We start from the raw sequence: 21,564 nt of genomic DNA on the forward strand, positions 1-21,564 counted from the left end.
TAGCCGTCATGTCCGACGTGCATTCCGATCAATTGCTCAGCGAAGTCGCGGCCCTGCCGCAGTTGCCGGGTGTCTACCGCTATTTCGACGCGGCCGGCGCCGTACTGTATGTGGGCAAGGCGCGCAACCTGAAGAAGCGGGTCGCCAACTACTTCCAGAAGAGCCACGGCGGCACCCGCATCGGCCACATGATCTCGAAGATTGTGCGCATGGAGACCACCGTGGTGCGCTCCGAGGCCGAGGCGCTGCTGCTCGAGAACAACCTGATCAAGACGCTCAAGCCGCGCTACAACATCCTGTTTCGCGACGACAAGAGCTACCCCTACCTGAAGATCGCCTCGCACGGGTTTCCGCGGCTGGCCTACTACCGCGGCGCGGTCGACAAGAAGCACCGCTACTTCGGGCCGTACCCGAGCGCGTGGGCGGTGAAGGAGTCGATCCAGCTGCTGCAGAAGGTGTTCCGCCTGCGCACCTGCGAGGACACGGTGTACGCCAACCGCACGCGGCCCTGCCTGCTGTACCAGATCAAGCGCTGCAGCGGCCCCTGCGTGGGCCTCATTTCGCCCGAGGCCTACGCGCAGGACGTGGCCAGCGCCGAGGCCTTCCTGCTCGGCGACACGCAGGGCGTGCTCTCCACGCTCGAACAGCGCATGACGGCGCATGCCGAGAAGCTCGAGTTCGAGCAGGCGGCCGAGCTGCGCAACCAGATGTCGGCGATCTCGCGCGTGCTGCATCAGCAGTCGATCGAGGTGGTGTCCGACAAGGACGTCGACATCCTCGCGGTCAAGGTGCAGGGCGGCAAGGCCTGTGTCAACCTCGCGATGGTGCGCGGCGGGCGCCACCTGGGCGACCGCGCGTACTTTCCGGTGCACGTGGACGACGCGGCGCAGATCCACCACGGCGAGCTCGATGCCGAAGAGGGCGCCGACCCGGTGGTCGCCGACCCGATCGAAGTGCAGGTGCTCGAGGCTTTCATCGCCCAGCACTACATCGACGTGCCGGTGCCCGCCACGCTGGTGCTGGGCCGGCAGGTGAGCCGCGCGCTCATCGAGGCCATTTCGCAGCAGGCCGGCGCGCGCGTCACGGCCGTGTTCCAGCCGCACGAACAGCGCCGCCACTGGCTCGAAATGGCCGAGACGAATGCCGGCCTGCAGCTGGCGCGGCTGCTGGCCGAAGAGGGCTCGCAGCAGGCGCGCACCCGCGCGCTGGCCGACGCGCTCGAGCTGGCGTCGGACGACCTGGACAACTTCCGCGTCGAATGCTTCGACATCTCGCACACGGCGGGCGAGGCCACGCAGGCCTCGTGCGTGGTGTTCGCGCACCACACGATGCAGAACCGCGAGTACCGCCGCTACAACATCGAGGGCATCACGCCCGGCGACGACTACGCGGCCATGCGCCAGGTGCTGCACCGCCGCTACGGCAAGCTGGCCGAGGCGATGGCGGCCGAGACGCAGGCGCTGGCGCCGGGCGATGCCGAGAGCGAAGGGGCCGAGGGCGTCGAGGCGCCGCCGCCCAGGACGCCGGCCGCGCGCATGCCCGACCTGGTGCTGGTCGACGGCGGCAAGGGCCAGGTGTCGATGGCGCGCGAGGTGTTCAGCGAGCTGGGCCTGCCGCTGTCGCTGATCGTCGGCGTCGAGAAGGGCGAGGGCCGCAAGGTCGGGCTCGAAGAACTGGTGTTCGCCGACGGCCGCGAGAAGGTCTACCTCGGCAAGGATTCGGCGGCCCTGATGCTGGTGGCCCAGATCCGCGACGAGGCGCACCGCTTCGCCATCACCGGCATGCGGGCCAAGCGCGCCAAGGTGCGCGTGGGCGGCAGCCAGCTCGAAGACATCCCGGGCATCGGCCCGAAGCGCCGGGCGCGCCTGCTGCAGCGTTTCGGGGGCATCCGCGGCGTGGCGGCGGCGAGCGTCGAAGACCTCGCTTCGGTCGAAGGTATTGCCACCGAACTGGCCGAGGAAATCTATCGCGCGCTGCGTTGAAGTCGGGATTGCCCCCGTCCTTCCGGCGCTTCACGCGTGCATGACACAATCGCCCGCATGTTCTGGACCCTACCGACCATCATGACCTGGACGCGCATCGTCGCGATTCCGTTGATCGTCGGCGTTTTCTACCTGCCGATCAGCGAACCGACGCGCAACCTGATCGCCACGGTCATGTTCATCGTGTTCGCCGCCACCGACTGGCTCGACGGCTACCTGGCGCGCAAGCTCAACCAGACCTCTTCCTTCGGCGCCTTTCTCGATCCGGTGGCCGACAAGTTTCTTGTCTGCGCCGCGCTGCTGGTGCTGGTGCACCTGCAGCGTGCCGACGTGTTCGTGGCGCTCATCATCATCGGCCGCGAGATCGCCATCTCGGCGCTGCGCGAATGGATGGCGCGCATCGGTGCCGGCAAGAGCGTGGCGGTCCACATGATCGGCAAGGTCAAGACGACCGTGCAGATGGTCGCGATTCCCTTCCTGCTCTATGACGGGCACCTCTTCAAGGTGATCGACACCGGCCTCTGGGGCCAGTGGCTGATCTGGATCTCGGCGGTGCTCACTGTCTGGTCGATGGTCTATTACCTGCAAAAGGCCATTCCCGAGATCCGGGCCCACTCCAAATGACCGCGGCCGTCTCGGTCCGCAACGCAGGCTGGCTGCGGGCGATGCCGGCGGTCTTCGTGCTGATCTGGAGCACGGGTTTCATCGTTGCGCGCTATGGCATGCCCTACGCGCCGCCCCTCAAGTTCCTCGCCGTGCGCTATGCGCTGTCGCTCGCCTGCTTCGGCGTGTGGGTCATGCTCGCACGCGTCGCGTGGCCGGCGAAGCGCGCGCAATGGGGGCACCTGGCGGTTACTGGCGTGCTGATGCAGGCCGGCTACCTCGGTGGCGTCTGGGCGGCGGTGCATGCGGGCATGGGCGCGGGGCTGGTGGCGCTGCTGGTCGGCATCCAGCCGGTGCTCACGGCGGTGTGGCTGTCTTTCAATGGTGGTCGCATCTCGGGACGGCAGTGGACCGGGCTGGCCCTGGGTTTCGCCGGGCTGGTCTTGGTGGTGTCGCGCAAGCTGGGGCAGGGCACCGAGGTCAACGCGCTGACGATGGGGCTGGCCGTGATGGCGCTGCTGTCGATCACGGCGGGCACGCTGTACCAGAAGCGCTTCGTCGCGCCTTGCGACGTGCGCAGCGCCAGCGCGGTGCAGATGGCCGCCGCGCTGCTCGTGACCCTGCCTTTCGCCGCGCTCGAGGCGCAGGCCATCGAATGGAACACGCATTCGATCGGCGCCATGGCGTGGTCGGTGCTGGCGCTGTCGCTGGGCGGCAGTTCGCTGCTCTATCTATTGATCCAGCGCGGCACGGCCACTGCCGTCACCAGCCTGCTGTACCTCGTGCCGCCGTGCACGGCGCTGATGGCCTGGCTGCTGTTCGCCGAACCGATCACCTGGACCACGGTGCTGGGCATCGGGCTGACGGCCGTCGGCGTGAGCCTCGTGGTGCGCGCGGAGCGCTGACCGACTCTGCCTTCAGCGCCCGGCCGGCTTGGCCGGCTTCCAGGGCTCCGAGCGGAACTGCTCGACGAGGTGATCGACCAGCAGGCGCACACGGCGCGGCGTCTTCGGCCGCCACGGCGCGACCCAGTGGATATCGGCGTCGGGCATGCTGTACAGCGGCAGCACGCGCACCAGCTCGCCACTCGCGAGCTGCGGTGCGATGTCCCAGAGGCTGCGCAGCATGACGCCGTGGCCCGCGAGGCACCAGTCGCGCACCATCTCTCCTGAATTGCTCGTGAGCGGACCTTGCACTCGCACGCGCGCCGTGCTGCCGTCGCGCGCGTGGCGCAGCGTCCAGAGCGCGAACTGGCGCGACTGCGCGGCGTCGCCGTTCTCGCGCGCGATCAGGCAGTCGTGGGTGGCCAGCGCTTCCACCGTGGCCGGCGTGCCGCGGCGTGCCAGGTAATCGGGCGATGCGGCCAGCACGCGCTGGTTGCGCGCGATGCGGCGCGTGGTCCAGTCGGCGGCGCGGTGCTGCTGCACCGCCCACAGCCAGACCGCACCGTCGTAGCCTTCGGCGCCGAGGTCGGGCAGTTGCTCGGTCAGCAGCAGCTCGACCTGCAGGCCGGGGTGCTGCGCCTGGAAGTCCGCGAGTGCCGGGCCGAGCCAGTGCCGGCCAAAGCCGAAGGTGGCCGCGAGGCGGACCGTGCCGATCAGCGCGTTCTGCCGCTCGCCGAGTTCGCTTTCGAGCGCCGCGAAGCCTTCGAGCAGCGTGCGCGCATGCAGGCACACGGCCTCGCCTTCGGCCGTGACGCTGAGCCGCCGCGTCGTGCGGTCGAACAGCCGCTGCCCGAGCCGGGCCTCCAGCGCGCCGAGCCGCTTGGTGATGACCGAGGGCACCACGTCGAGCGTGGCGGCCGCGCCGGCCAGGCTGCCCTGGTCGCGGATGGCCAGCACCAGTTCGAGATCGCCGCGTTCCATCGCGTGAGGATTCATGCCAAAGTGGAAAGTATGAATTGGCTGATTGTTGCTTGATGGCCGCCGGGGTGCAACGCACAATCGCGGCGTGACGGCTTCCTTCCTCGACTTTCCCCGCTTCGACATCGCCCGCGATGGCGTGCGCATCCACGGTCGCATCGGCGGGCAGGGCGCTCCCTTGCTGCTGTTGCACGGCCATCCGCAGACGCATGCGATCTGGCACCGCGTGGCCCCCGCGCTGGCCGAGCGCTTCACGGTGGTGGCCGTGGACCTGCGCGGCTACGGCGACTCGGGCCGACCGGCGGGCGACGACGAACACGCGGCCTACAGCAAGCGGGAGATGGCGCGCGACGCGCTGGCCGCCATGCATCACCATGGCTTTGAACGCTTCGCCGTCCTCGCGCACGACCGCGGCGCGCGCGTGGCCCACCGGCTCGCGGCCGACCATCCCGGCGCGGTCGAGCGCATGCTGCTGCTCGATATCGCGCCGACGCTGGCCATGTACGAAGGCACCTCCGAAGCTTTTGCCAAAGCTTATTGGCACTGGTTCTTCCTGATCCAGCCGCCGCCGCTGCCCGAGGCGCTGATTGCGTCCGACCCGGTGCGCTACGTGCGCAGCGTGATGGGCGGGCGGCACGCGGGGCTCGCGCCGTTCGCACCCGAGGTGCTGGCCGAGTACGAACGCTGCATCGCCATCCCGGGCACGGCCGAATCCATCTGCGAGGACTACCGCGCCTCCGCCACCATCGACCTCGTGCACGATCGCGCCGACATCGCCGCCGGCCGCCGCCTCGCGCAGCCGCTGCGCGTGCTGTGGGGCGAGCACGGGGCGGTAGGGCGCGCGTTCGATGTGCTCTCGCTGTGGCGCGAGCGCGCCGACGACGTGTCGGGCCGCGCGCTGCCCTGCGGCCACTACATCCCCGAAGAGGCGCCCGATGCCTTGCTGGCCGAGGTGCTGAATTTTTTCGTTTCCCCCGAACACCCAGGAGCCCATCCATGAGCACCCACAGAATCGCAGTCATCGCCGGCGACGGCATCGGCAAGGAAGTCATGCCCGAGGGGCTGCGCGTGCTCGATGCGGCGGCGCGCAAATTCGGCATCGACCTGAAGTTCGACCACTTCGACTTCTCGAGTTGGGACTATTACGAGAAGCACGGCCAGATGCTGCCCGACAACTGGAAGGACCAGATCGGCGGCCACGACGCCATCTTCTTCGGCGCGGTCGGCTGGCCCGAGAAGATTCCCGACCACGTGTCGCTGTGGGGCTCGCTGCTCATGTTCCGCCGTGAGTTCGACCAGTACATCAACCTGCGTCCCGCGCGCCTGATGCCCGGCATCGTCGCGCCCGTGGTGCGCCGCGACGGCACGCCGCGCGAACCCGGCGAGATCGACATGTACATCGTGCGCGAGAACACCGAGGGCGAATACTCGAGCATCGGTGGGCGCATGTACCAGGGCACGCCGCGCGAGATCGTGGTGCAGGAAACTGTGATGTCGCGCGTGGGCGTCGACCGCGTGCTGAAGTTCGCCTTCGAACTCGCACAATCGCGGCCGAAGAAGCACCTGACCAGCGCGACCAAGTCGAACGGCATCTCGATCACCATGCCGTACTGGGACGAGCGCGTGGTGGAAATGGCCAAGGGCTACCCGGGCATCACGCTGGACAAGTTCCACATCGACATCCTCACGGCGCACTTCGTGCAGCGGCCCGACTTCTTCGACGTGGTGGTGGCGAGCAACCTGTTCGGCGACATCCTGTCCGACCTCGGCCCTGCCTGCACCGGCACCATCGGCATCGCGCCCAGCGCCAACCTCAACCCCGAGCGCACCACGCCCTCGCTGTTCGAGCCGGTGCACGGCTCGGCGCCGGACATCGCCGGCCAGGGCATCGCCAACCCGATCGGCCAGATCTGGTGCGGCGCGATGATGCTGGAGTTTCTCGGCCACAAGGACGCGCACGACGCGATCCTGGCGACCATCGAGAAGGTGCTCGCGCCCCAAAGCGGCGCACCGCGCACGCCGGACATCGGCGGTCGGGCGGGCACGGCCGACCTCGGAAAGGCAATTGCCGAGGCCCTTTGAAAAGTACGTCGCGAAACGCCCCTAAAATCGCGCGCTCCGCTGGGCTGCAGTGCGTTGTGTCTTATTGACACCCCGCAGACCAGTGGTTGTAATCCTCGCTGGCAGTGCGCTGCCGAGGCGTCAGGCCTGCCATGTTCTTGAGTCGCTCCCGTCGCGGCCAGGTCGCAGCTGACGAAAGCCGACCAACTTTTTTTCGACAAGGGGCCCTTGTGAACAAGACCGAACTGATTGAGCACATCGCAAAGAACGCCGATATTTCCAAAGCCGCAGCGACCCGTGCGCTCGAATCCACCATTGGCGCCATTCGTACCACGCTCAAGAAGGGCGGTTCCGTGTCGCTCGTCGGTTTCGGCACTTTCGCAGTCGGCAAACGCGCAGCCCGCACCGGCCGGAATCCCCGCACCGGCGACGCGATTAAAATCAAGGCAGCCAAGATCCCGAAGTTCCGTCCCGGCAAGGCGCTCAAAGACGCGCTGAACTGAGGCTGTAGACTCGGAGAGTATTCCAGGTGGGGTGCTTAGCTCAGTTGGTAGAGCGGCGCCCTTACAAGGCGTAGGTCGGGGGTTCGAGCCCCTCAGCACCCACCACCACCCGATGCAAAGGCGAACACCGGTTCGCCTTTTTTATTGCCGTCCGGCGCCCGTCGAAAAAGAGTGTTCAAGCATGTTTGATACCTTCCGCAAGTACAACAAAGTCGTGATGATTTTCTTGTTCTTGCTGATCATTCCCTCGTTCGTCTTCTTTGGTGTCGAGCGCTACCAGGGCATGGGCGGCGACGAGAAGGTGGCCCGCATCCAGGGCCATGACATCACCAAGCCCGAGTGGGACCAGCAGCACCGCGTCGAGACCGACCGCATCCGCCAGCAGTCGCCCAACGTCGATCCGACACTGCTCGACTCCGACGCGCTGCGCTACGCCACGCTGGAACGCATGGTGCGCGATCGCGTGCTGGCGGCCGCGGCGGTCAAGACCAACATGTCGGTGTCCGAAGACCGCCTTACGCGCATGTTCGCGCAGGACGCCGGCCTGGCTGCGTTCCGCACGGCCGACGGCAAGTTCGACCGCGAAGCCTTCCTGCGCGCCACCGGCCGCACGCCCGAGCAGTACGAAGCCTCGGTGCGCGCCGACATGGCCTCGCAGCAGGTGCTGCTGGGCGTGACGGGCACGAGCTTCGCACCGGCGGCGCTGACTGCTGCCACGGTGAATGCCTTCTACGACCGCCGTGAAATCCAGGTCGCGCGCATCGCGCCCGAGAGCTTCGCGTCGAAGGTCACGGTGAGCGATGCCGACATCGAGGCTTACTACAAGGACCACACGTCGCAGTTCCAGGCGCCGGAGCAGGCCAGCATCGAGTACCTCGTGCTCGACCTCGACGCCGCGAAGAAGAACATCGTCGCGAACGAAGCCGACCTCAAGACCTACTACGAACAGAACACCGCGCGCTTCGGTACCAAGGAAGAGCGCCGTGCAAGCCACATCCTGATCACCGCGCCGGCCAGCATGTCCAGCGGCGACCGCGCCAAGGCGAAGGCCAAGGCCGAGCAGTTGCTGGCCGACGTGAAGAAGGCGCCGAACACCTTCGCCGACGTGGCGCGCAAGAACTCGCAGGATCCCGGCTCGGCCGAGAAGGGCGGGGACCTCGACTTCGTCACGCGCGGCGCGATGGTCAAGCCTTTCGAAGACGCGATGTTCGCGCTCAAGAAGGGCGACATCAGCGACCTCGTCGAGACCGAGTTCGGCTATCACATCATCCAGCTGACCGACATCAAGCCGGCCGTGGTGCCGCCTTTCGAGAAGGTGCGCGCGACCATCGAGAACGACGTGCGCGCCCAACAGGCCACGCAGGAATTCGCGAAGGCTGCGGAAGTTTTCACGGACACCGTCTATCAGCAACCCGAGAGCCTGAAGCCGGCCGCCGAGAAGCTGAAGCTCACGATCCAGACCGCCACCAACGTGCCGCGCACGCCCGCACCGGGCGCCACCGGCCCGCTCGCTAGCCGCAACTTCCTGCAGGCGCTGTATGCCTCCGACTCGCTCGACCGCAAGCAGAACACCGAAGCCATCGAAGTCGGTCCGAACCAACTCGCATCGGGCCGCGTGACGCAGTACACGGCCGCGCATCCGATTCCGTTGGCCGAGGTGAAGGACAAGATCCGCGCACAGCTCATCACCGAGCGCGCCGCAGCACTGGCCAAGACCGAGGGCGAAGCCAAGCTCGCCGCGTGGAAGGTGAAGGCCGACGGCGCCACCTTCGGCGCACCGGTCACGGTGTCGCGCATCGATGCCCAGTCGCAGCCGACGCCGGTGATCGACGCCGCACTGCGTGCCGACGGCGCCAAGCTGCCCGCGCTGCTCGGCGTGGATCTCGGCACGCAAGGCTATGCCGTGGTCCGCGTGACCAAGGTCGTGCCGCGCACGCCGCCGACGGCCGAACAGGCGCAGCAGGAAAGCATGCAGATCGCCCAGTCGGTGACCGCCGCCGAAGCCGCTGCCTACTACGAGCTGCTGAAGCAACGCTTCAAGGTGGAGATCCTCGTGCCGAAGCCGGCGGACACGCTGCCGACTGCTGCAGCGGCGCGCTGAGACACAGACGGGCAACTGCTGCTCGCAACAAGCCCGGGTTCGATGACCCGGGCTTTTTTTTGGTCGCACGAGGGACAAGCGCGGTTCGCGCTTCTTGCCAGAATCCGGCGCATGGGAACCCTTTACCTCGTGCGCCACGGGCAGGCCAGTTTCGGTGCTGCCGACTATGACAACCTGAGCGAACTCGGACACCGCCAGTCCGTGCGCCTGGGCGAATACTGGCGCGAGCGCGGCATGCGTTTCGATGCCGTCATCACCGGCACGCTGAAGCGCCACAAGCAGACCTGGGAGGGCATCGCCCAAGGATTGGGGCTGTCGCGCGACGACGTGCTGCCCTGGCCGGGGCTCAACGAATACGACAGCGAGGCTGTCATTGCCACGGTGCACGAGGGCAAGCTCGAAAAGCCCGACTCGCCCGAGATGTACCGCCATCACTTCCGTCTGCTGCGCGACGGGCTCGGCGCATGGATGCAGGGGCGCACCGCGCCAGTCGGCATGCCGAGCTATGTCGACTTCCTGGCCGGTGTGACCACGGCGCTCGACCATGTGCGCGAACGACACCACGGCGCAAAGGTGCTGGTGGTGTCGAGCGGCGGGCCGATCAGCACCGCGGTCGGCCATGTGCTGGGCACGAGCGCCGAGACGACCATCGAACTCAACCTGCGCATCCGCAACAGCTCGGTGACCGAATTCGCCTTCACGCCGAAGCGGCACATGCTCGTGACCTACAACACCTTGCCGCACCTCGACGGCCCGGCGTATGCGGACTGGGTCACCTACTCCTGAACCGCGTCAGGCCTGCCAGACGCCGTAGCCGGCGCGTCGCAGGGCGATGCCCAGGTCGACCTCCATCAGCCGCGCATCGTCGTACGGCATCGGGTTGTAGCGTTCGTAGAGCGCGGGCAACAGTCGCAGGCCGAATTCCTGCACGAAGCGATTGGCCTGGATGCCGGCCTTGTGCTTGTCGAAACGGATGTCGGGGTCCAGGCCGGTCATGCCGACATAGACGAAGGGCTTGCCGAGCTGGTAGTCGGGGTTGGCGCGCCGGAAGCGGCCGTTGTTCCAGACGCGGTCGTCGAGTTCGACCACATAGACGTGATGACGGGCGCGTGGTTTGCGGGGCATCGGCGGGAAGGCCTCGCGAGGCTGGCTGAAGAAGTGGGGGGCTCAGGCAGCCGGAAGAACCGCCGGCCGCGTTGCGCGGCACGGCGTCAGGGGCATCAGCTCTTGCGCTTGATGAGGCCGTAGAGAATCAGCAGCACGATCGCGCCCAGCACGGAGGCGATGAAGCCGGCGCCCTGGCCGGCGGTGTACCAGCCCATTGCCTGGCCGAGGTAGGTCACGCCCAGCGAACCTGCAATGCCGATCAGCGTGGTCACGATGAAGCCGGCGGAATCGTTGCCCGGCTTGACGGCCCGCGCCACGAGACCCACGACGAACCCGATCAGGATAGTCCAGACGATGCTCATGAAGAAGTTCCTTTGATGAAGTGAAGTGGCGAAAGCCGGGCCCGATCGGGCCGCTCGCATTCATGATAGCGGAGCCATTCGCGCGTCGGCGTCGGCCTGCCACATCGAACGGGCGACTGCGAAGTTATGCCCATGGGGCAGGGCGCATGTGTGGCGGCGGGCCATCGCGGAGGGTCTCTGGACGCGCTGGGCCGCATGTCGATGTGGCATTTCAGCGTCTTTGGTGATCGCGGGAGCGAAAGCCGCGATTTTTAACGCTACAATCAGAGGCTCTACGGTGGCTGTAGCTCAGTTGGTAGAGTCCCAGATTGTGATTCTGGTCGTCGTGGGTTCGAGTCCCATCAGCCACCCCAAAAAATTCAGTCCCAGCGCTATTTCTCAATAGCACCCAAGGGATTCCAACGCCGGGCTTGCCCGGCGTTGTCATTTCTGGCTTCGCCGTCGCTTCAAGCGCCAGGTTGCACGCCGCATTCTTTCCCCCATCGCCCCCGATTTTGAAAGTACCCAAAATGGTGCGCGTGTGTTGCGGGTTGTTGCATTTCGCCAATGCGCCTGCATTTTTCTGCTGAAAAGGCGCTTGTGGCAAAAGTGGTTTGAATTAGAATTCAGCCGTTTTCAATTCACAACAGGAGTCCAACAATGGCTTCGTCACTCGCCGATATCAATTCCCAGATCCAGAAGCACGACGAGCAGATTGCGCAATTGCGCAAGCAGGCCGAAGACCTGCGTAACCAGGAACGGGCCGGCGTGATCGAAGAAGTGCGCAGGAAGATTGCGGAATACGGTTTGACCGCTTCCGATCTGAAGCTGGGTGGTGGCCGTGCCGCCGCAACCAAGCGCAGCGCAGGTCCTGCAGCCGCCAAGGCCGCCGCCAAATACCGCGGCCCGACGGGCGAAACCTGGTCCGGTGGCCGTGGCCGCAAGCCGCGCTGGGTCACGGAAGCCCTGGCAGCTGGCAAGTCGCTCTCCGATTACGAGATCAAGTGATTGCCTGCAGAATCAGTTGGACATTCGCCCAATAAAAAAGCCCGCTTCGGCGGGCTTTTTTATTGGGAAGCGCACAGGGTGATGCGCGCTCGTCCGATCAGTTCACCATCACCAGTTTTCCCTTGACGCCGCGCGATCCCATGTGCGCATAGGCGGCCTTCAATTCGGCCATCGGCATCGTGCTGTCGATCACCGGCTTGATTTTTCCCTGGCCGTACCACTGGGCCAATTCGGCCATCATCTGCGCATTGGCCTTGGGTTCGCGCTTGGCGAAATCGCCCCAGAACACGCCCACGAGCGATGCGCCTTTGAGCAGCGTGAGATTCAATGGCAGCGACGGGATCGGACCCGATGCAAAACCGACCACCAAATAGCGACCGCGCCAGCCAATCGAGCGGAATGCGGGTTCTGCGAAATCGCCGCCCACGGGGTCGTAAATCACATCCGGGCCTTTGCCGTCGGTCGCGGCTTTGATGGCATCGCGGAAACCATTGGGCAGCGCATGCGTCGTGTAATTGATCGTCGCGTCGGCGCCGATCGAGCGGCAGAGTTCGCACTTTTCGTCGGTCGAGGCTGCCGCAATCACCTTGGCGCCTGCCGCCTTGGCGATCTGGATCGCCGCGGTGCCCACGCCGCCGGCCGCGCCCAGCACCAGCACCGTTTCGCCCGCCTTGAGCTGCGCGCGGTCCATCAGTGCGTGCCACGAGGTGGCGTAGATCATGATGAAAGCGGCCGCGTCGACATGGCCAAAGCCTTCGGGCAGCGGCATGCACAGCGCGGCGGGTGCCAGCGTGTGGGTGCCGAAGCCGCCCGTGCCCGACAGGCACGCCACGTTCTGGCCGACCTTGAGGTGCGTGACGCCTTCGCCCACCGCCTGGATCACGCCCGCATATTCCGATCCGGGAACGAAGGGCAGCGGCGGCTTCATCTGGTACTTGTTCTGCACGATCAGCAGGTCGGGAAAATTCAGGCTGGCCGCCTTGATCTCGATCAGCACCTGGCCCGGGCCCGGCGTGGGGGTGGGCAGTTCTTTCCAGGTCAGCGCGTCGACGCCGGTGGGGTTTTCGCAAAGCCATGCGTGCATGCTCGGGGTCTCCTTCGAATGAGTCGTGTGGGCAATGAATTCGGGGCGATGATAGGCGGCGCTGTGGTGCGGCGTTGTCCCTGCTGCGACGCACCCCGCACCTACAATCCGCTGCACCCAGAAGCACCATGAAGATACTTATTTCCAATGACGATGGCTTTCAGGCGCCGGGCATCGTCGCGTTGCACGACGCACTCAAGGACATCGCCGACGTCGAGGTGGTGGCACCCGAGCACAACAACAGCGCCAAGTCGAATGCACTCACGCTGGCCGCGCCGCTGTACGTGCACAAGGCGCACAACGGTTTCCGCTACGTGACGGGCACGCCGGCCGATTGCGTGCACATCGCGCTCAAGGGCCTGCTCGACTACCGCCCCGACCTGGTGGTCTCGGGCATCAACAACGGCGCCAACATGGGCGACGACACCATCTATTCAGGCACCGTGGGCGCGGCGATGGAGGCCTACCTGTTCGGCATCCCGGCCATCGCCTTCTCGCAGATCGAAAAGGGTTGGGCGCACGTGGATGCGGCGGCCCAGGTGGCGCGCCGGCTGGTACAGCAGATCGAGCGCGAAAAGATGCTCGGCGGCCCCGCCTTCCTGCTCAACGTGAACGTGCCGAACCGGCCGTTCGACGAACTGAAACCGGTCAAGGTGTGCCGGCTCGGGCGCCGCCACGCCGCCGAAAAGGTGATCACGCAGGACAGTCCGCGCGGCGAAACCATGTACTGGATCGCCGGTGCAGGCAGCGCCAAGGACAGCGGGGAGGGCACCGACTTCCACGCGACCGCGGGCGGCCACATCGCGCTGACGCCCTTGCAGATCGACCTGACCGACCACGCCAACCTGGGCCAATGGCGCGAGACGGTCGCCCGTCTCGGCAATTGACGACATGGCGACCCCTCCACGGCCCAGTTTCCCGGTTCGACTGACCCCCACCGCCTCGGCCGCCACGCGCGGGCGCATGCCCGCCGTGCCGGTCAAGCCGATGGTCCCGTCCACGCCCTCGATGGCATCCGACGCCGTGCGGGCGCGCATGGTGCAAAAGCTCGCGGCGCAGGGCATCACCGATGCGCGCGTGCTGCGCGCCATGGGCACCGTCGAGCGGCATCGCTTCGTCGACAGCGCGCTGGTCAACCAGGCCTATGAAGACACCAGCCTGCCGATCGGGCTGGGGCAGACCATTTCCAAGCCCAATGTGGTGGCCCGCATGATCGAGCTGCTGCTGGGCGCACCGGCGCTGGTCGGCAAGCCGCAGGAACGGCTGGGCCGCGTGCTCGAGATCGGCACCGGCTGCGGCTACCAGGCCGCGGTGCTGAATGAAGTGGCCACCGAGGTCTACAGCATCGAACGCCTGCGCGGACTGCACGAGCGCGCGCGCACCAATCTGCGGCACTTCCGCCTGGCCACCGTCCACCTGATGTTGGGCGACGGCATGATCGGTTACGCGAAGGGTGCGCCGTACGCGGGCATCATCGCCGCGGCCGGCGGCGAGGCCGTGCCCGAGGCCTGGATCGCGCAGCTCGCGGTGGGCGGGCGCATCGTCGCGCCGACCCATTCCGCCACGGGTGGACAGGCCCTCGTCGTGATCGACAAGACCCCCCGTGGGCTCGAGCGGCGCATTCTTGAGGCGGTTCACTTTGTCCCCCTAAAATCGGGCATCGCTTGAAGGAATAACAAATGCAGGGTTTTGGCAATCGGAGTTTGTTCGCAGGCATCACGTTGGCTGTTGTGCTCGTGATCGCGGGCTGCTCCGCACCGCGCGGTCCCGCACCGGTCGAAGACCGGGGCACCATGACGCGCGCACCCGGGGCAACGACGCCCGGCGGTCCTCCCATCACGACCGACGCGTCCGGCAAACCGCTCCCCGGTATCGAGAACTACGGCAAGCCCGGCTACTACGCCGTGCGCCCCGGTGACTCCATCCGCCGCATCGGCAGCGAAACGGGCCAGCGCTGGCAGGACATCGTGCGCTGGAACAACCTCGACAACCCCGACCTGATCGAAGTCGGCCAGGTCTTGCGCGTGATTCCACCGACCGGTGGGAGCACGGCGGTCGCCGCGGCACCGTCCACCTCTGCGCCTGCTGCGGCCACCGAGGCGACCACCAAGCCGGTGGCCCCGCAGGCGTCCGTCACGCCGGCCGTGCCGGCCAGCGGCGCGAGCGGCACCACCAAGCCGCCTGTCACGGCCTCGCCTTCGGGCCCGAGCAGTTCGGGTGACGACGACCTGGGCTGGATCTGGCCTGCGAGCGGTTCGCTGATCGCCGGTTTCGACGAAGCCAAGAACAAGGGCTACGACATCAGCGGCAAGGCCGGCGACCCCGTGCTGGCCGCAGCCGATGGCCGTGTGGTCTACGCCGGTGCCGGCCTGCGCGGCTACGGCAACCTGATCATCCTGAAGCACAACAACACCTACCTCACGGCGTATGCGCACAACCAGACGCTGCTCGTGAAGGAAGACCAGTCGGTTCAGAAGGGCCAGAAGATCGCCGAAATGGGCAACAGCGACGCCGATCGCGTGAAGCTGCATTTCGAGATCCGCCGCCAGGGCAAGCCCGTCGACCCGTCGCGCTACCTGCCCAACCGGTGATGCCATGGCTGCCTCCCGCCCTCTTCGCACACTGCCCGTGCGTGGACTGGCGGGGCAGGGCAGCCCTTCACCTCGAAGCAACGGTGGCCACAATGGCCATCAGGAAAGCAGCGACGAGCCGCTGAGCACGGACTCTCTTCCCGACGACCCCGCAGCGGATCCGTCGATTCCCTCCGCAGCATCGGCCCCGCCCCACGGCACCGCCGCCGAGGTCATGGGCGGCGAGGGCGCCGATGCCCTGACCATCTACCTGCGCCAGGTCCGGCGCACCGGGCTCTTCACTCCCGCCGAGGAATACACCACCGCCTGCGCCGCACGCGCCGGCGACTTCGCGGCGCGGCAGTCGATGATCGAGCACAACCTGCGGCTCGTGGTCAACATCGCCAAGAACTACCTGGGGCGCGGCATGCCGCTGTCCGACCTCATCGAGGAAGGCAACCTCGGGCTGATGCATGCCATCACGAAGTTCGAGCCCGAACGCGGGTTTCGCTTCTCCACGTATGCGACCTGGTGGATCCGCCAGTCGGTCGAGCGCGCCGTCATCACACAGTCACGGGCGATCCGCCTGCCGGTGCATGTCGTGCGCGAACTGCAGCAGGTCCTGCGGGCACGCCGCACGCTCGAGGGCGATGCGGAGTTCCTCGCGAGCCGGCCGGACGGCGTGCGCGTCGAGGACGTGGCCGCACTGCTCGGTCGCGAGGTGCAGGCGGTGGCCGACTTGCTGGCGCTGGCCGAGGCGCCGCGTTCGCTCGATGCAGGCGACGCGCGCGGCGAGGAAGGCTTCACGTTGGCCGACACCGTGGCCTCCGACGACGAGCAGGGCAACCCTGCTGGCGTGACGCACACGCACGAGGTGGAACGCCTGCTCGACCAGTGGGTGCAGGCCCTCAACGCGCGGGAGCGCGAGGTGCTCGAAGGTCGCTACGGCCTGCACGACCGGGAGCCCGAGACGCTCGAGGTGCTGAGCGTGCGGCTGGGCCTGACACGCGAGCGCGTGCGGCAGATCCAGAACGAGGCGCTGGCCAAGATGCGCAAGCAGCTGGCGCGCTCCGGCGTCGGCCGCGACGCGCTGTTCTAGCGGTGTGAAGAAAAGAAGGTAACCCGTCGCGCCGGGACCACCCCGGCCACGCTGAGACAATCGGGGGATGACGGAATCCATCGAAGAAAAGAAAGTCCCCGCGAACCCCGCCGATGAATGGCTTCAGGTCGAGTCGCTCGACCTGGACGCGCAAGGCGTCTCCCACAAGTCCGACGGCATGGTCGTGTTCATCGAAGGCGCATTGCCCTTCGAGGAAGTGCAGTTCAACGTCCACCGCCGCAAGAACAACTGGGAGCAGGGCACGGTCACGCAGATCCGCCGCGAGTCCTCGCAGCGCGTGCGCCCCGGCTGCCCGCACTTCGGCCTGCACACGGGCGCGTGCGGCGGCTGCAAGATGCAGCACCTGGACGCCGCCGCCCAGGTGGCCGTGAAGCAGCGTGCGCTCGAAGACAACCTCTGGCACCTGGGCAAGGTCAAGCCCGAGAACCTGCTGCGCCCGCTCGAAGGCCCGGCCTGGCACTACCGCTACCGTGCGCGCCTGTCGGTGCGCCACGTGGTCAAGAAGGGCACGGTGCTGATCGGCTTCCACGAGCGCAAGAGCCGCTACCTGGCCGACATGCAGGTCTGCCCCGTGCTGCCCAAGCAGGTCAGCGCCATGCTGATGCCGCTGCGCGCGCTGATCGGCTCCATGGACGCGCGCGAGACCTGCCCGCAGATCGAGCTGGCCTGCGGCGACGCGCCGGATTCGACCGCGTTGGGCACCATCGCCCTTGTGCTGCGGCACCTGGAGCCGCTGTCGGGCGCCGACATCGGGCGGCTCAAGGCGTTCGCGGCCGAGAACGAGGGCGTTCAATGGTGGCTGCAGGCCAAGGGCCCGGACACCGTGAAGCTGCTGGAAGAGGGCGGCACGCCGCTGGCCTACCGCCTGCCCGCGTTCGGTGTGACGATGCCGTTCAAGCCCACCGATTTCACCCAGGTCAATCCGCACATCAACCGCGCGCTGGTCGGCAAGGCGCTGCGCCTGCTCGACGTGCAGCCCGAGGAGCGCGTGATCGACTGGTTCTGCGGCCTGGGCAACTTCACGTTGCCGCTGGCGAGCCAGGCGCGCGAGGTGCTCGGCATCGAGGGCAGCGACACGCTGGTGGCACGCGCCACCGACAACTTCCAGAGAAACCAGCCTGCAACGCCCGAGCGGCGTGCGCTGTCGGCCACCCGGTTCGTGGCGCGCAACCTGTTCGACATGACGCCCGAGATGCTGGTGGCCGACGGCAGTGCCGACAAATGGCTGGTCGACCCGCCGCGCGAAGGCGCCTTCGCGCTGGCCAAGGCCATGGCCGACCTGCACCAGCAGCCTGAACTGCGCACCGGTGGCTGGACGCCGCCCAAGCGCATCGTCTACGTGAGCTGCAACCCGTCGACGCTGGCGCGCGACGCCGGCCTGCTGGTGCACCAGGCGGGCTACCGCTGCACCTTCGCGGGCGTGGTGAACATGTTCCCGCACACGGCGCACGTCGAGTCGATCGCGGTCTTCGAGCTGGAATGAAAAAAGGCCCCGCGGGGCCTTTTTTCTTGGGGTCGGAGCAAGCTGCTCAGTCGCGCTCGCCGCCGAAGATGCCCAGCAGGGCCAGCAGGCTCTGGAACACGTTGAACATGTCCAGGTACAGGGCCAGCGTGGCGCTGATGTAGTTGGTTTCGCCGCCGTCCATGATCTGCTTCAGGTCATAGAGCATGTAGGCCGAGAAGATGCCAATGGCTGCCACCGAGATCACCAGCATGCCGGTGCTCGAGCCCACGAAGACGTTGATGACCGCGCCGAGCATCAGCACCAGGGCGCCGACGAACAGGAACTTGCCCATGCCCGACAGGTCGCGCTTGATGACCGTGGCCAGCGAGGCCATCACGAAGAACACGCCGGCGGTGCCGCCGAAGGCCGTCATGATCAGCTCGGGGCCGTTCTTGAAGCCCAGCACCATCGCGAGCAGGCGCGACAGCATCAGGCCCATGAAGAAGGTGAAGCCCAGCAGCACCGGCACGCCAGCGGCGGAGTTCTTGGTCTTCTCGATCGCGAACATGAAGCCGAAGGCGCCGCCGAGGAAGACGATCAGGCCGAGTCCGCCGGTGAGCGAGCGGGTGATGCCGGTGCTCACGCCGATCCAGGCGCCCAGCACGGTGGGCAGCAGGCTCAGCGCCAGCAGCCAGTAGGTATTGCGCAGCACGCGCTGGCGTTCGGCCTGCGGCAGTGTCTGGCCGTAGCCGGTGGAAGTGTCGAGGGTGGTCACACGGTCGTTCATGGCCGAAGCTCCTGAGGTTGCTGCATGCAATGACACGCAGTTGGGCGCATTCTAGGGGGCTGCAAGAGGGGGCCTTGCAAAGACCGTATGCCCGTTGTTCTTAAGCCCCCGCGGGACGCTGTGGCGCCCCGCCGTTATGCTGTCGGGTTTCGACGCAACCTGAGCTTATCCATGAAGACCAAATCATTCCTCGAACTCGCCGACGTCAAGGCCATCGCCGCTGCAGCGGAAGCCGAGGCCCTGAAGAACAACTGGGCCGTGACCATCGCCATCTCCGACGACGCCGGCAACCTGCTCTGGCTGCAGCGCCTGGACGGCGCCGCCGCGCTGTCCTCGCACATCGCTCCCGCCAAGGCACACACCGCCGCTATGGGCCGTCGCGAGAGCAAGGTCTATGAAGACATCATCAACGGCGGCCGCACCGCATTCCTGACGGCGCCCCTGGTGGAAGGCCTGCTCGAAGGTGGCGTGCCGATCGTGAAGGACGGCCACGTCATCGGCGCCGTGGGCGTGAGCGGCGTGAAGTCGAACGAAGATGCGCAGATCGCCAAGGCCGGCATCGCCGCGCTCGGCCTGTAAGCCTTTTCATTCGCCCAAAGCAAAACGCCGACCAGATGGTCGGCGTTTTCTTTTTCGGGGCTTCAGCGTGAAAAAAAGCTTGGCTAGTCGGCGAACCGTTGGCTAGCAAAAAACGACCCTTCGGAGATGAATCTCCTCGAGTCGCCCCACGATGAAACTTGCGCGAGGGGCGGGCTGAACGACCTACTTGGTCAGGATCAGCTTGCCGAGTTTGGTGGCCTGAAGCCGGTAGAGCGAGCCGTTGTGCATGATGCCCACGGTCTTGCTTCCTTTCAGAAGCTCCGTGCTTTCGACCATCGGCGCCGGAAGCGCTGCCTGGATCGATGCATGACCGCCACCCGATTGATCGAGCGAAGGGTGGTTCAGGACAGAAAAGGCATTCGGGGTGGCTGGCATCTGGAGTTCCCTTTATGGAAGCGATGAGTGAATGATAATGATTCTCAATATAAAGTCAATCGTCGCGATCAACTTTTTTTCGATCCGTCATTCACCCCGTTCAGATCACTTCGTGTCGGGCTCGGTGATGAAGCCGATCTTGCGCACGCCGGCTTCGCGCGCCTCGGCCATGGCCTTGGCCACGCGCTCGTAGCGCACGGCCTTGTCGCCGCGGATGTGCAGCTCGGGCTGCGGTTCCTTGGCGGCTTCGGCGGCCAGGCGGTTCGGCAGTTCGCTGTCGTCGATCTTCTGTTCGTTCCAGTAGTAAGCGCCATCGGCCGTGACGCTGAACAGGATGTTCTGCGGCTTGGGCTGCTCGGGCTCGCTGCTGGCGCGGGGCAGGTCGATGTTGACCGCGTGCTTCATGACCGGCACGGTGATGATGAAGATGATCAGCAGCACCAGCATGACGTCGACCAGCGGCGTCATGTTGATCTCGTTCATCACCTCATCGGGTTCGTCTTGCGTTCCGAAAGCCATGATGCTGCTCAGCCCTTCTTGAGCGGAACCACGACGGCTTCACCGCTGCCGCTTTGCACGCGGGCGCCGGTCACGAAGTAGGCGTGCAGGTCGTGGGCGAAGCTGTTGAGCTTGGTCAGCACGAACTTGTTGCCGCGCACCAGGGCGTTGTAGCCCAGCACGGCGGGGATGGCGACCGCCAGGCCCAGGGCCGTCATGATCAGTGCTTCGCCGATCGGGCCGGCCACCTTGTCGATGGTCGCCTGGCCGGCCGAGCCGATGCTCATCAGCGCGTGGTAGATGCCCCAGACGGTGCCGAACAGGCCGATGAAGGGTGCCGTCGAACCCACCGAAGCGAGGATGGCCAGGCCGGTCTGCAGGCGCGCCGTGAAGGCGTCGATGCCGTTGCGCAGGGCGCGCGTGATCCAGTCGCTCACGTCGAGCGCGTCATGCAGGTGCGCCTTCGTGTTGCGGTGGTGGGCGGCGGCTTCGCGGCCTTCGAGTGCCAGGGCGCGGAAAGGGTTGCTGTCGTCGGTGCCCAGTTTGTTCAGGGCAGTGGCGAAGTCTTCGCTGTGCCAGAAGTCCTGCGAGTGCTTGGCCAGGCGCTTGTATTTGATGACGTCGAGCGCCTTCACGATGATCACGATCCACGATGCGAGGGACATGCCGATCAACAGAACCGCGACAGCCTTGGTGACGAAGTCGCCCTGATTCCAGACGTTCATCAAGCCAAATTGGGAATCCATACGAAGTTGCTCCAGAGAAAAATTAGTTCAGGACGTAGTTGACGGGGGCGTCGTAAGACATGGCCTGCACCACGCCGTTGACCTTGCCGGGCACGAACCGGCATTTCATGATGTATTCGACGGCGGCCTCGTCGAGGCGGTCGAAGCCGCTGGACTTCTTGACCTCGGCGCTCTTGGGCAGGCCGTCGGCGCCCACGAGCACGCGCACGATCACCTTGCCCTGCTCGCCGAGCCGCTTGCTCATGGCGGGGTAGACCGCCTTCGGGTTCTGCAGGTAGTCGGCATTGCTCGACGGCAGTTGCACAGCGGGCGGCGCTGGGGGCGACGGCGGCGGTGCGGGAGGGGCCGGCGGCGCGGGCGGTGCCGGGGGTGCGGGTGGAGGCGGCGGCTCGGTGGTGCCCGAGGTCGCGTTCGGCGCGGGCGTCGGCTTGGGTTCGCGGATGGCCTGCGGGCGCGGCGGCGGCGGCGCCTTGCTCACCTTGGGTTGCGGCGGCGGAGGAGGCGGGGGCGGCGGATCGGCCTTGGGTTTCGGCGGTTCGACGAACTGGCTCAGGATCTCGACGGGAATCACCACTTCGGCGGCCCGGCGCAGCAGGCCGCTTTGCAGCGCCCAGAGCGCGGCGCCGTGAAACAGGATCACACCGCCGGCAATGACGACAGTGCGCGACAGGCCAAGAAAGGAGGGAGGGGGGGCAAAGCGGTCAGACACGATCAACCATTCGAATGCGGGCACTACAAATCGTGCCCCGATTGCAGCAAAACCGCTACAGAG

General features: G+C 66.4%; 24 protein-coding genes and 2 tRNA genes. 17 read left to right on the plus strand and 9 right to left on the minus strand.

Annotation, left to right across the window (positions count from 1 at the left end; genetic code table 11):
* Positions 1 to 8 precede the first annotated feature (8 nt).
* From uvrC to AC1RGU_RS05170, 3 genes are read left to right on the plus strand one after another with little or no spacing between them, the layout of a single operon-like run.
* Positions 9 to 1,982, plus strand: a complete 1,974-nt coding sequence (gene uvrC, locus AC1RGU_RS05160) for an excinuclease ABC subunit UvrC (protein WP_492695199.1) — start codon at positions 9 to 11, stop codon at positions 1,980 to 1,982.
* Between the two features lie 57 nt (positions 1,983 to 2,039).
* Positions 2,040 to 2,606, plus strand: a complete 567-nt coding sequence (pgsA, locus tag AC1RGU_RS05165; protein ID WP_062479069.1) for a CDP-diacylglycerol--glycerol-3-phosphate 3-phosphatidyltransferase — start codon at positions 2,040 to 2,042, stop codon at positions 2,604 to 2,606.
* The gene (locus AC1RGU_RS05170) at positions 2,603 to 3,490 is read left to right on the plus strand and encodes a DMT family transporter (protein ID WP_492695201.1); all 888 of its coding nucleotides are present in this window, start codon (positions 2,603 to 2,605) and stop codon (positions 3,488 to 3,490) included. Before pgsA ends, AC1RGU_RS05170 begins: the two co-directional genes overlap by 4 nt.
* Before the next feature lie 12 nt (positions 3,491 to 3,502).
* Here the strand turns inward: AC1RGU_RS05170 and AC1RGU_RS05175 are convergent, their stop codons facing one another.
* The gene (locus AC1RGU_RS05175; protein WP_082818222.1) at positions 3,503 to 4,465 is read right to left on the minus strand and encodes a LysR family transcriptional regulator; all 963 of its coding nucleotides are present in this window, start codon (positions 4,463 to 4,465) and stop codon (positions 3,503 to 3,505) included.
* A gap of 70 nt (positions 4,466 to 4,535) precedes the next feature.
* On the opposite strand from AC1RGU_RS05175, the gene AC1RGU_RS05180 reads away from it, so the two are divergent.
* The 6 genes from AC1RGU_RS05180 to AC1RGU_RS05205 all read left to right on the plus strand — a co-directional run bounded on the left by AC1RGU_RS05180 (position 4,536) and on the right by AC1RGU_RS05205 (position 9,898).
* Entirely contained in the window at positions 4,536 to 5,447 is a 912-nt protein-coding gene (locus AC1RGU_RS05180) for an alpha/beta fold hydrolase (protein WP_492695203.1), read from the plus strand.
* Positions 5,444 to 6,529, plus strand: coding sequence for a tartrate dehydrogenase (locus AC1RGU_RS05185; RefSeq protein WP_492695205.1), 1,086 nt, complete (start codon positions 5,444 to 5,446; stop codon positions 6,527 to 6,529). Before AC1RGU_RS05180 ends, AC1RGU_RS05185 begins: the two co-directional genes overlap by 4 nt.
* Positions 6,530 to 6,738: 209 nt before the next feature.
* A complete protein-coding gene (locus AC1RGU_RS05190; RefSeq protein ID WP_007830705.1) occupies positions 6,739 to 7,011 on the plus strand; it encodes an HU family DNA-binding protein in 273 nt (90 codons plus the stop codon).
* A 29-nt stretch (positions 7,012 to 7,040) separates the two neighbouring features.
* Positions 7,041 to 7,116, plus strand: a tRNA-Val gene (locus tag AC1RGU_RS05195).
* 76 nt (positions 7,117 to 7,192) lie between these two features.
* A complete protein-coding gene (locus tag AC1RGU_RS05200; RefSeq protein WP_492695206.1) occupies positions 7,193 to 9,112 on the plus strand; it encodes a SurA N-terminal domain-containing protein in 1,920 nt (639 codons plus the stop codon).
* 111 nt (positions 9,113 to 9,223) lie between these two features.
* Positions 9,224 to 9,898, plus strand: coding sequence for a histidine phosphatase family protein (locus tag AC1RGU_RS05205; protein ID WP_492695208.1), 675 nt, complete (start codon positions 9,224 to 9,226; stop codon positions 9,896 to 9,898).
* Between the two features lie 6 nt (positions 9,899 to 9,904).
* Here AC1RGU_RS05205 and AC1RGU_RS05210 read toward each other — a convergent pair whose 3' ends face one another.
* Positions 9,905 to 10,237, minus strand: coding sequence for a hypothetical protein (locus AC1RGU_RS05210; protein WP_095744681.1), 333 nt, complete (start codon positions 10,235 to 10,237; stop codon positions 9,905 to 9,907).
* 95 nt (positions 10,238 to 10,332) lie between these two features.
* Complete coding sequence (locus AC1RGU_RS05215; protein ID WP_062479046.1) at positions 10,333 to 10,581, minus strand: GlsB/YeaQ/YmgE family stress response membrane protein; 249 nt, start codon at positions 10,579 to 10,581, stop codon at positions 10,333 to 10,335.
* 277 nt (positions 10,582 to 10,858) lie between these two features.
* On the opposite strand from AC1RGU_RS05215, the gene AC1RGU_RS05220 reads away from it, so the two are divergent.
* A tRNA-His gene (locus tag AC1RGU_RS05220) sits at positions 10,859 to 10,934 on the plus strand.
* A 286-nt stretch (positions 10,935 to 11,220) separates the two neighbouring features.
* A complete protein-coding gene (locus tag AC1RGU_RS05225; RefSeq protein ID WP_056583066.1) occupies positions 11,221 to 11,568 on the plus strand; it encodes an H-NS histone family protein in 348 nt (115 codons plus the stop codon).
* A 97-nt stretch (positions 11,569 to 11,665) separates the two neighbouring features.
* On the opposite strand, the gene AC1RGU_RS05230 is transcribed toward AC1RGU_RS05225, so the two are convergent.
* Positions 11,666 to 12,652, minus strand: a complete 987-nt coding sequence (locus AC1RGU_RS05230) for an NADPH:quinone oxidoreductase family protein (protein WP_095744683.1) — start codon at positions 12,650 to 12,652, stop codon at positions 11,666 to 11,668.
* 128 nt (positions 12,653 to 12,780) lie between these two features.
* Between AC1RGU_RS05230 and surE the strand changes: the two genes are divergently transcribed.
* The 5 genes from surE (at position 12,781) to rlmD (ending at position 17,825) form a co-directional block, all read left to right on the plus strand.
* Positions 12,781 to 13,539 (plus strand): 5'/3'-nucleotidase SurE, encoded by a 759-nt coding sequence (gene surE, locus AC1RGU_RS05235; protein ID WP_492695210.1) that lies wholly within the window; start codon positions 12,781 to 12,783, stop codon positions 13,537 to 13,539.
* Between the two features lie 4 nt (positions 13,540 to 13,543).
* Entirely contained in the window at positions 13,544 to 14,320 is a 777-nt protein-coding gene (locus AC1RGU_RS05240) for a protein-L-isoaspartate(D-aspartate) O-methyltransferase (RefSeq protein WP_062479039.1), read from the plus strand.
* Between the two features lie 11 nt (positions 14,321 to 14,331).
* The gene (locus tag AC1RGU_RS05245; RefSeq protein ID WP_492695212.1) at positions 14,332 to 15,243 is read left to right on the plus strand and encodes a peptidoglycan DD-metalloendopeptidase family protein; all 912 of its coding nucleotides are present in this window, start codon (positions 14,332 to 14,334) and stop codon (positions 15,241 to 15,243) included.
* A 4-nt stretch (positions 15,244 to 15,247) separates the two neighbouring features.
* On the plus strand, positions 15,248 to 16,321 hold the full coding sequence (locus tag AC1RGU_RS05250) for a sigma-70 family RNA polymerase sigma factor (protein ID WP_492695214.1): 1,074 nt from the start codon (positions 15,248 to 15,250) through the stop codon (positions 16,319 to 16,321).
* A gap of 67 nt (positions 16,322 to 16,388) precedes the next feature.
* A complete protein-coding gene (rlmD, locus tag AC1RGU_RS05255) occupies positions 16,389 to 17,825 on the plus strand; it encodes a 23S rRNA (uracil(1939)-C(5))-methyltransferase RlmD (RefSeq protein ID WP_390345153.1) in 1,437 nt (478 codons plus the stop codon).
* Positions 17,826 to 17,871: 46 nt separating this feature from the next.
* On the opposite strand, the gene AC1RGU_RS05260 is transcribed toward rlmD, so the two are convergent.
* Entirely contained in the window at positions 17,872 to 18,573 is a 702-nt protein-coding gene (locus AC1RGU_RS05260) for a Bax inhibitor-1/YccA family protein (RefSeq protein WP_062479032.1), read from the minus strand.
* A gap of 171 nt (positions 18,574 to 18,744) precedes the next feature.
* On the opposite strand from AC1RGU_RS05260, the gene AC1RGU_RS05265 reads away from it, so the two are divergent.
* Positions 18,745 to 19,152, plus strand: a complete 408-nt coding sequence (locus tag AC1RGU_RS05265; RefSeq protein WP_056583078.1) for a GlcG/HbpS family heme-binding protein — start codon at positions 18,745 to 18,747, stop codon at positions 19,150 to 19,152.
* Between the two features lie 183 nt (positions 19,153 to 19,335).
* Here AC1RGU_RS05265 and hemP read toward each other — a convergent pair whose 3' ends face one another.
* From hemP to AC1RGU_RS05285, 4 genes are all read right to left on the minus strand, one after another.
* On the minus strand, positions 19,336 to 19,548 hold the full coding sequence (hemP, locus tag AC1RGU_RS05270; protein ID WP_116907940.1) for a hemin uptake protein HemP: 213 nt from the start codon (positions 19,546 to 19,548) through the stop codon (positions 19,336 to 19,338).
* Positions 19,549 to 19,653: 105 nt separating this feature from the next.
* Complete coding sequence (locus AC1RGU_RS05275) at positions 19,654 to 20,067, minus strand: ExbD/TolR family protein (protein ID WP_062479026.1); 414 nt, start codon at positions 20,065 to 20,067, stop codon at positions 19,654 to 19,656.
* An 8-nt stretch (positions 20,068 to 20,075) separates the two neighbouring features.
* Positions 20,076 to 20,792: a MotA/TolQ/ExbB proton channel family protein gene (locus AC1RGU_RS05280; RefSeq protein ID WP_062479023.1), complete on the minus strand. Its 717-nt coding sequence runs from the start codon at positions 20,790 to 20,792 to the stop codon at positions 20,076 to 20,078.
* A 22-nt stretch (positions 20,793 to 20,814) separates the two neighbouring features.
* Positions 20,815 to 21,504, minus strand: a complete 690-nt coding sequence (locus AC1RGU_RS05285; RefSeq protein ID WP_070059744.1) for an energy transducer TonB — start codon at positions 21,502 to 21,504, stop codon at positions 20,815 to 20,817.
* Positions 21,505 to 21,564 lie beyond the last annotated feature (60 nt).

The organism is Variovorax sp. GW823-FHT02B07 (assembly GCF_058797695.1).

Excerpts from the sequence above, each read along its gene's own strand:
- uvrC (WP_492695199.1), top strand. The coding sequence starts at position 9 with ATGTCCGACGTGCATTCCGATCAATTGCTCAGCGAAGTCGCGGCCCTG.
- pgsA (WP_062479069.1), top strand. The coding sequence starts at position 2,040 with ATGTTCTGGACCCTACCGACCATCATGACCTGGACGCGCATCGTCGCG.
- AC1RGU_RS05170 (WP_492695201.1), top strand. The coding sequence starts at position 2,603 with ATGACCGCGGCCGTCTCGGTCCGCAACGCAGGCTGGCTGCGGGCGATG.
- AC1RGU_RS05175 (WP_082818222.1), bottom strand. The coding sequence starts at position 4,465 with ATGAATCCTCACGCGATGGAACGCGGCGATCTCGAACTGGTGCTGGCC.
- AC1RGU_RS05185 (WP_492695205.1), top strand. The coding sequence starts at position 5,444 with ATGAGCACCCACAGAATCGCAGTCATCGCCGGCGACGGCATCGGCAAG.
- AC1RGU_RS05200 (WP_492695206.1), top strand. The coding sequence starts at position 7,193 with ATGTTTGATACCTTCCGCAAGTACAACAAAGTCGTGATGATTTTCTTG.
- AC1RGU_RS05205 (WP_492695208.1), top strand. The coding sequence starts at position 9,224 with ATGGGAACCCTTTACCTCGTGCGCCACGGGCAGGCCAGTTTCGGTGCT.
- AC1RGU_RS05210 (WP_095744681.1), bottom strand. The coding sequence starts at position 10,237 with ATGCCCCGCAAACCACGCGCCCGTCATCACGTCTATGTGGTCGAACTC.
- AC1RGU_RS05215 (WP_062479046.1), bottom strand. The coding sequence starts at position 10,581 with ATGAGCATCGTCTGGACTATCCTGATCGGGTTCGTCGTGGGTCTCGTG.
- AC1RGU_RS05225 (WP_056583066.1), top strand. The coding sequence starts at position 11,221 with ATGGCTTCGTCACTCGCCGATATCAATTCCCAGATCCAGAAGCACGAC.
- AC1RGU_RS05230 (WP_095744683.1), bottom strand. The coding sequence starts at position 12,652 with ATGCACGCATGGCTTTGCGAAAACCCCACCGGCGTCGACGCGCTGACC.
- surE (WP_492695210.1), top strand. The coding sequence starts at position 12,781 with ATGAAGATACTTATTTCCAATGACGATGGCTTTCAGGCGCCGGGCATC.
- AC1RGU_RS05240 (WP_062479039.1), top strand. The coding sequence starts at position 13,544 with ATGGCGACCCCTCCACGGCCCAGTTTCCCGGTTCGACTGACCCCCACC.
- AC1RGU_RS05245 (WP_492695212.1), top strand. The coding sequence starts at position 14,332 with ATGCAGGGTTTTGGCAATCGGAGTTTGTTCGCAGGCATCACGTTGGCT.
- AC1RGU_RS05250 (WP_492695214.1), top strand. The coding sequence starts at position 15,248 with ATGGCTGCCTCCCGCCCTCTTCGCACACTGCCCGTGCGTGGACTGGCG.
- rlmD (WP_390345153.1), top strand. The coding sequence starts at position 16,389 with ATGACGGAATCCATCGAAGAAAAGAAAGTCCCCGCGAACCCCGCCGAT.
- AC1RGU_RS05260 (WP_062479032.1), bottom strand. The coding sequence starts at position 18,573 with ATGAACGACCGTGTGACCACCCTCGACACTTCCACCGGCTACGGCCAG.
- AC1RGU_RS05265 (WP_056583078.1), top strand. The coding sequence starts at position 18,745 with ATGAAGACCAAATCATTCCTCGAACTCGCCGACGTCAAGGCCATCGCC.
- hemP (WP_116907940.1), bottom strand. The coding sequence starts at position 19,548 with ATGCCAGCCACCCCGAATGCCTTTTCTGTCCTGAACCACCCTTCGCTC.
- AC1RGU_RS05275 (WP_062479026.1), bottom strand. The coding sequence starts at position 20,067 with ATGGCTTTCGGAACGCAAGACGAACCCGATGAGGTGATGAACGAGATC.
- AC1RGU_RS05280 (WP_062479023.1), bottom strand. The coding sequence starts at position 20,792 with ATGGATTCCCAATTTGGCTTGATGAACGTCTGGAATCAGGGCGACTTC.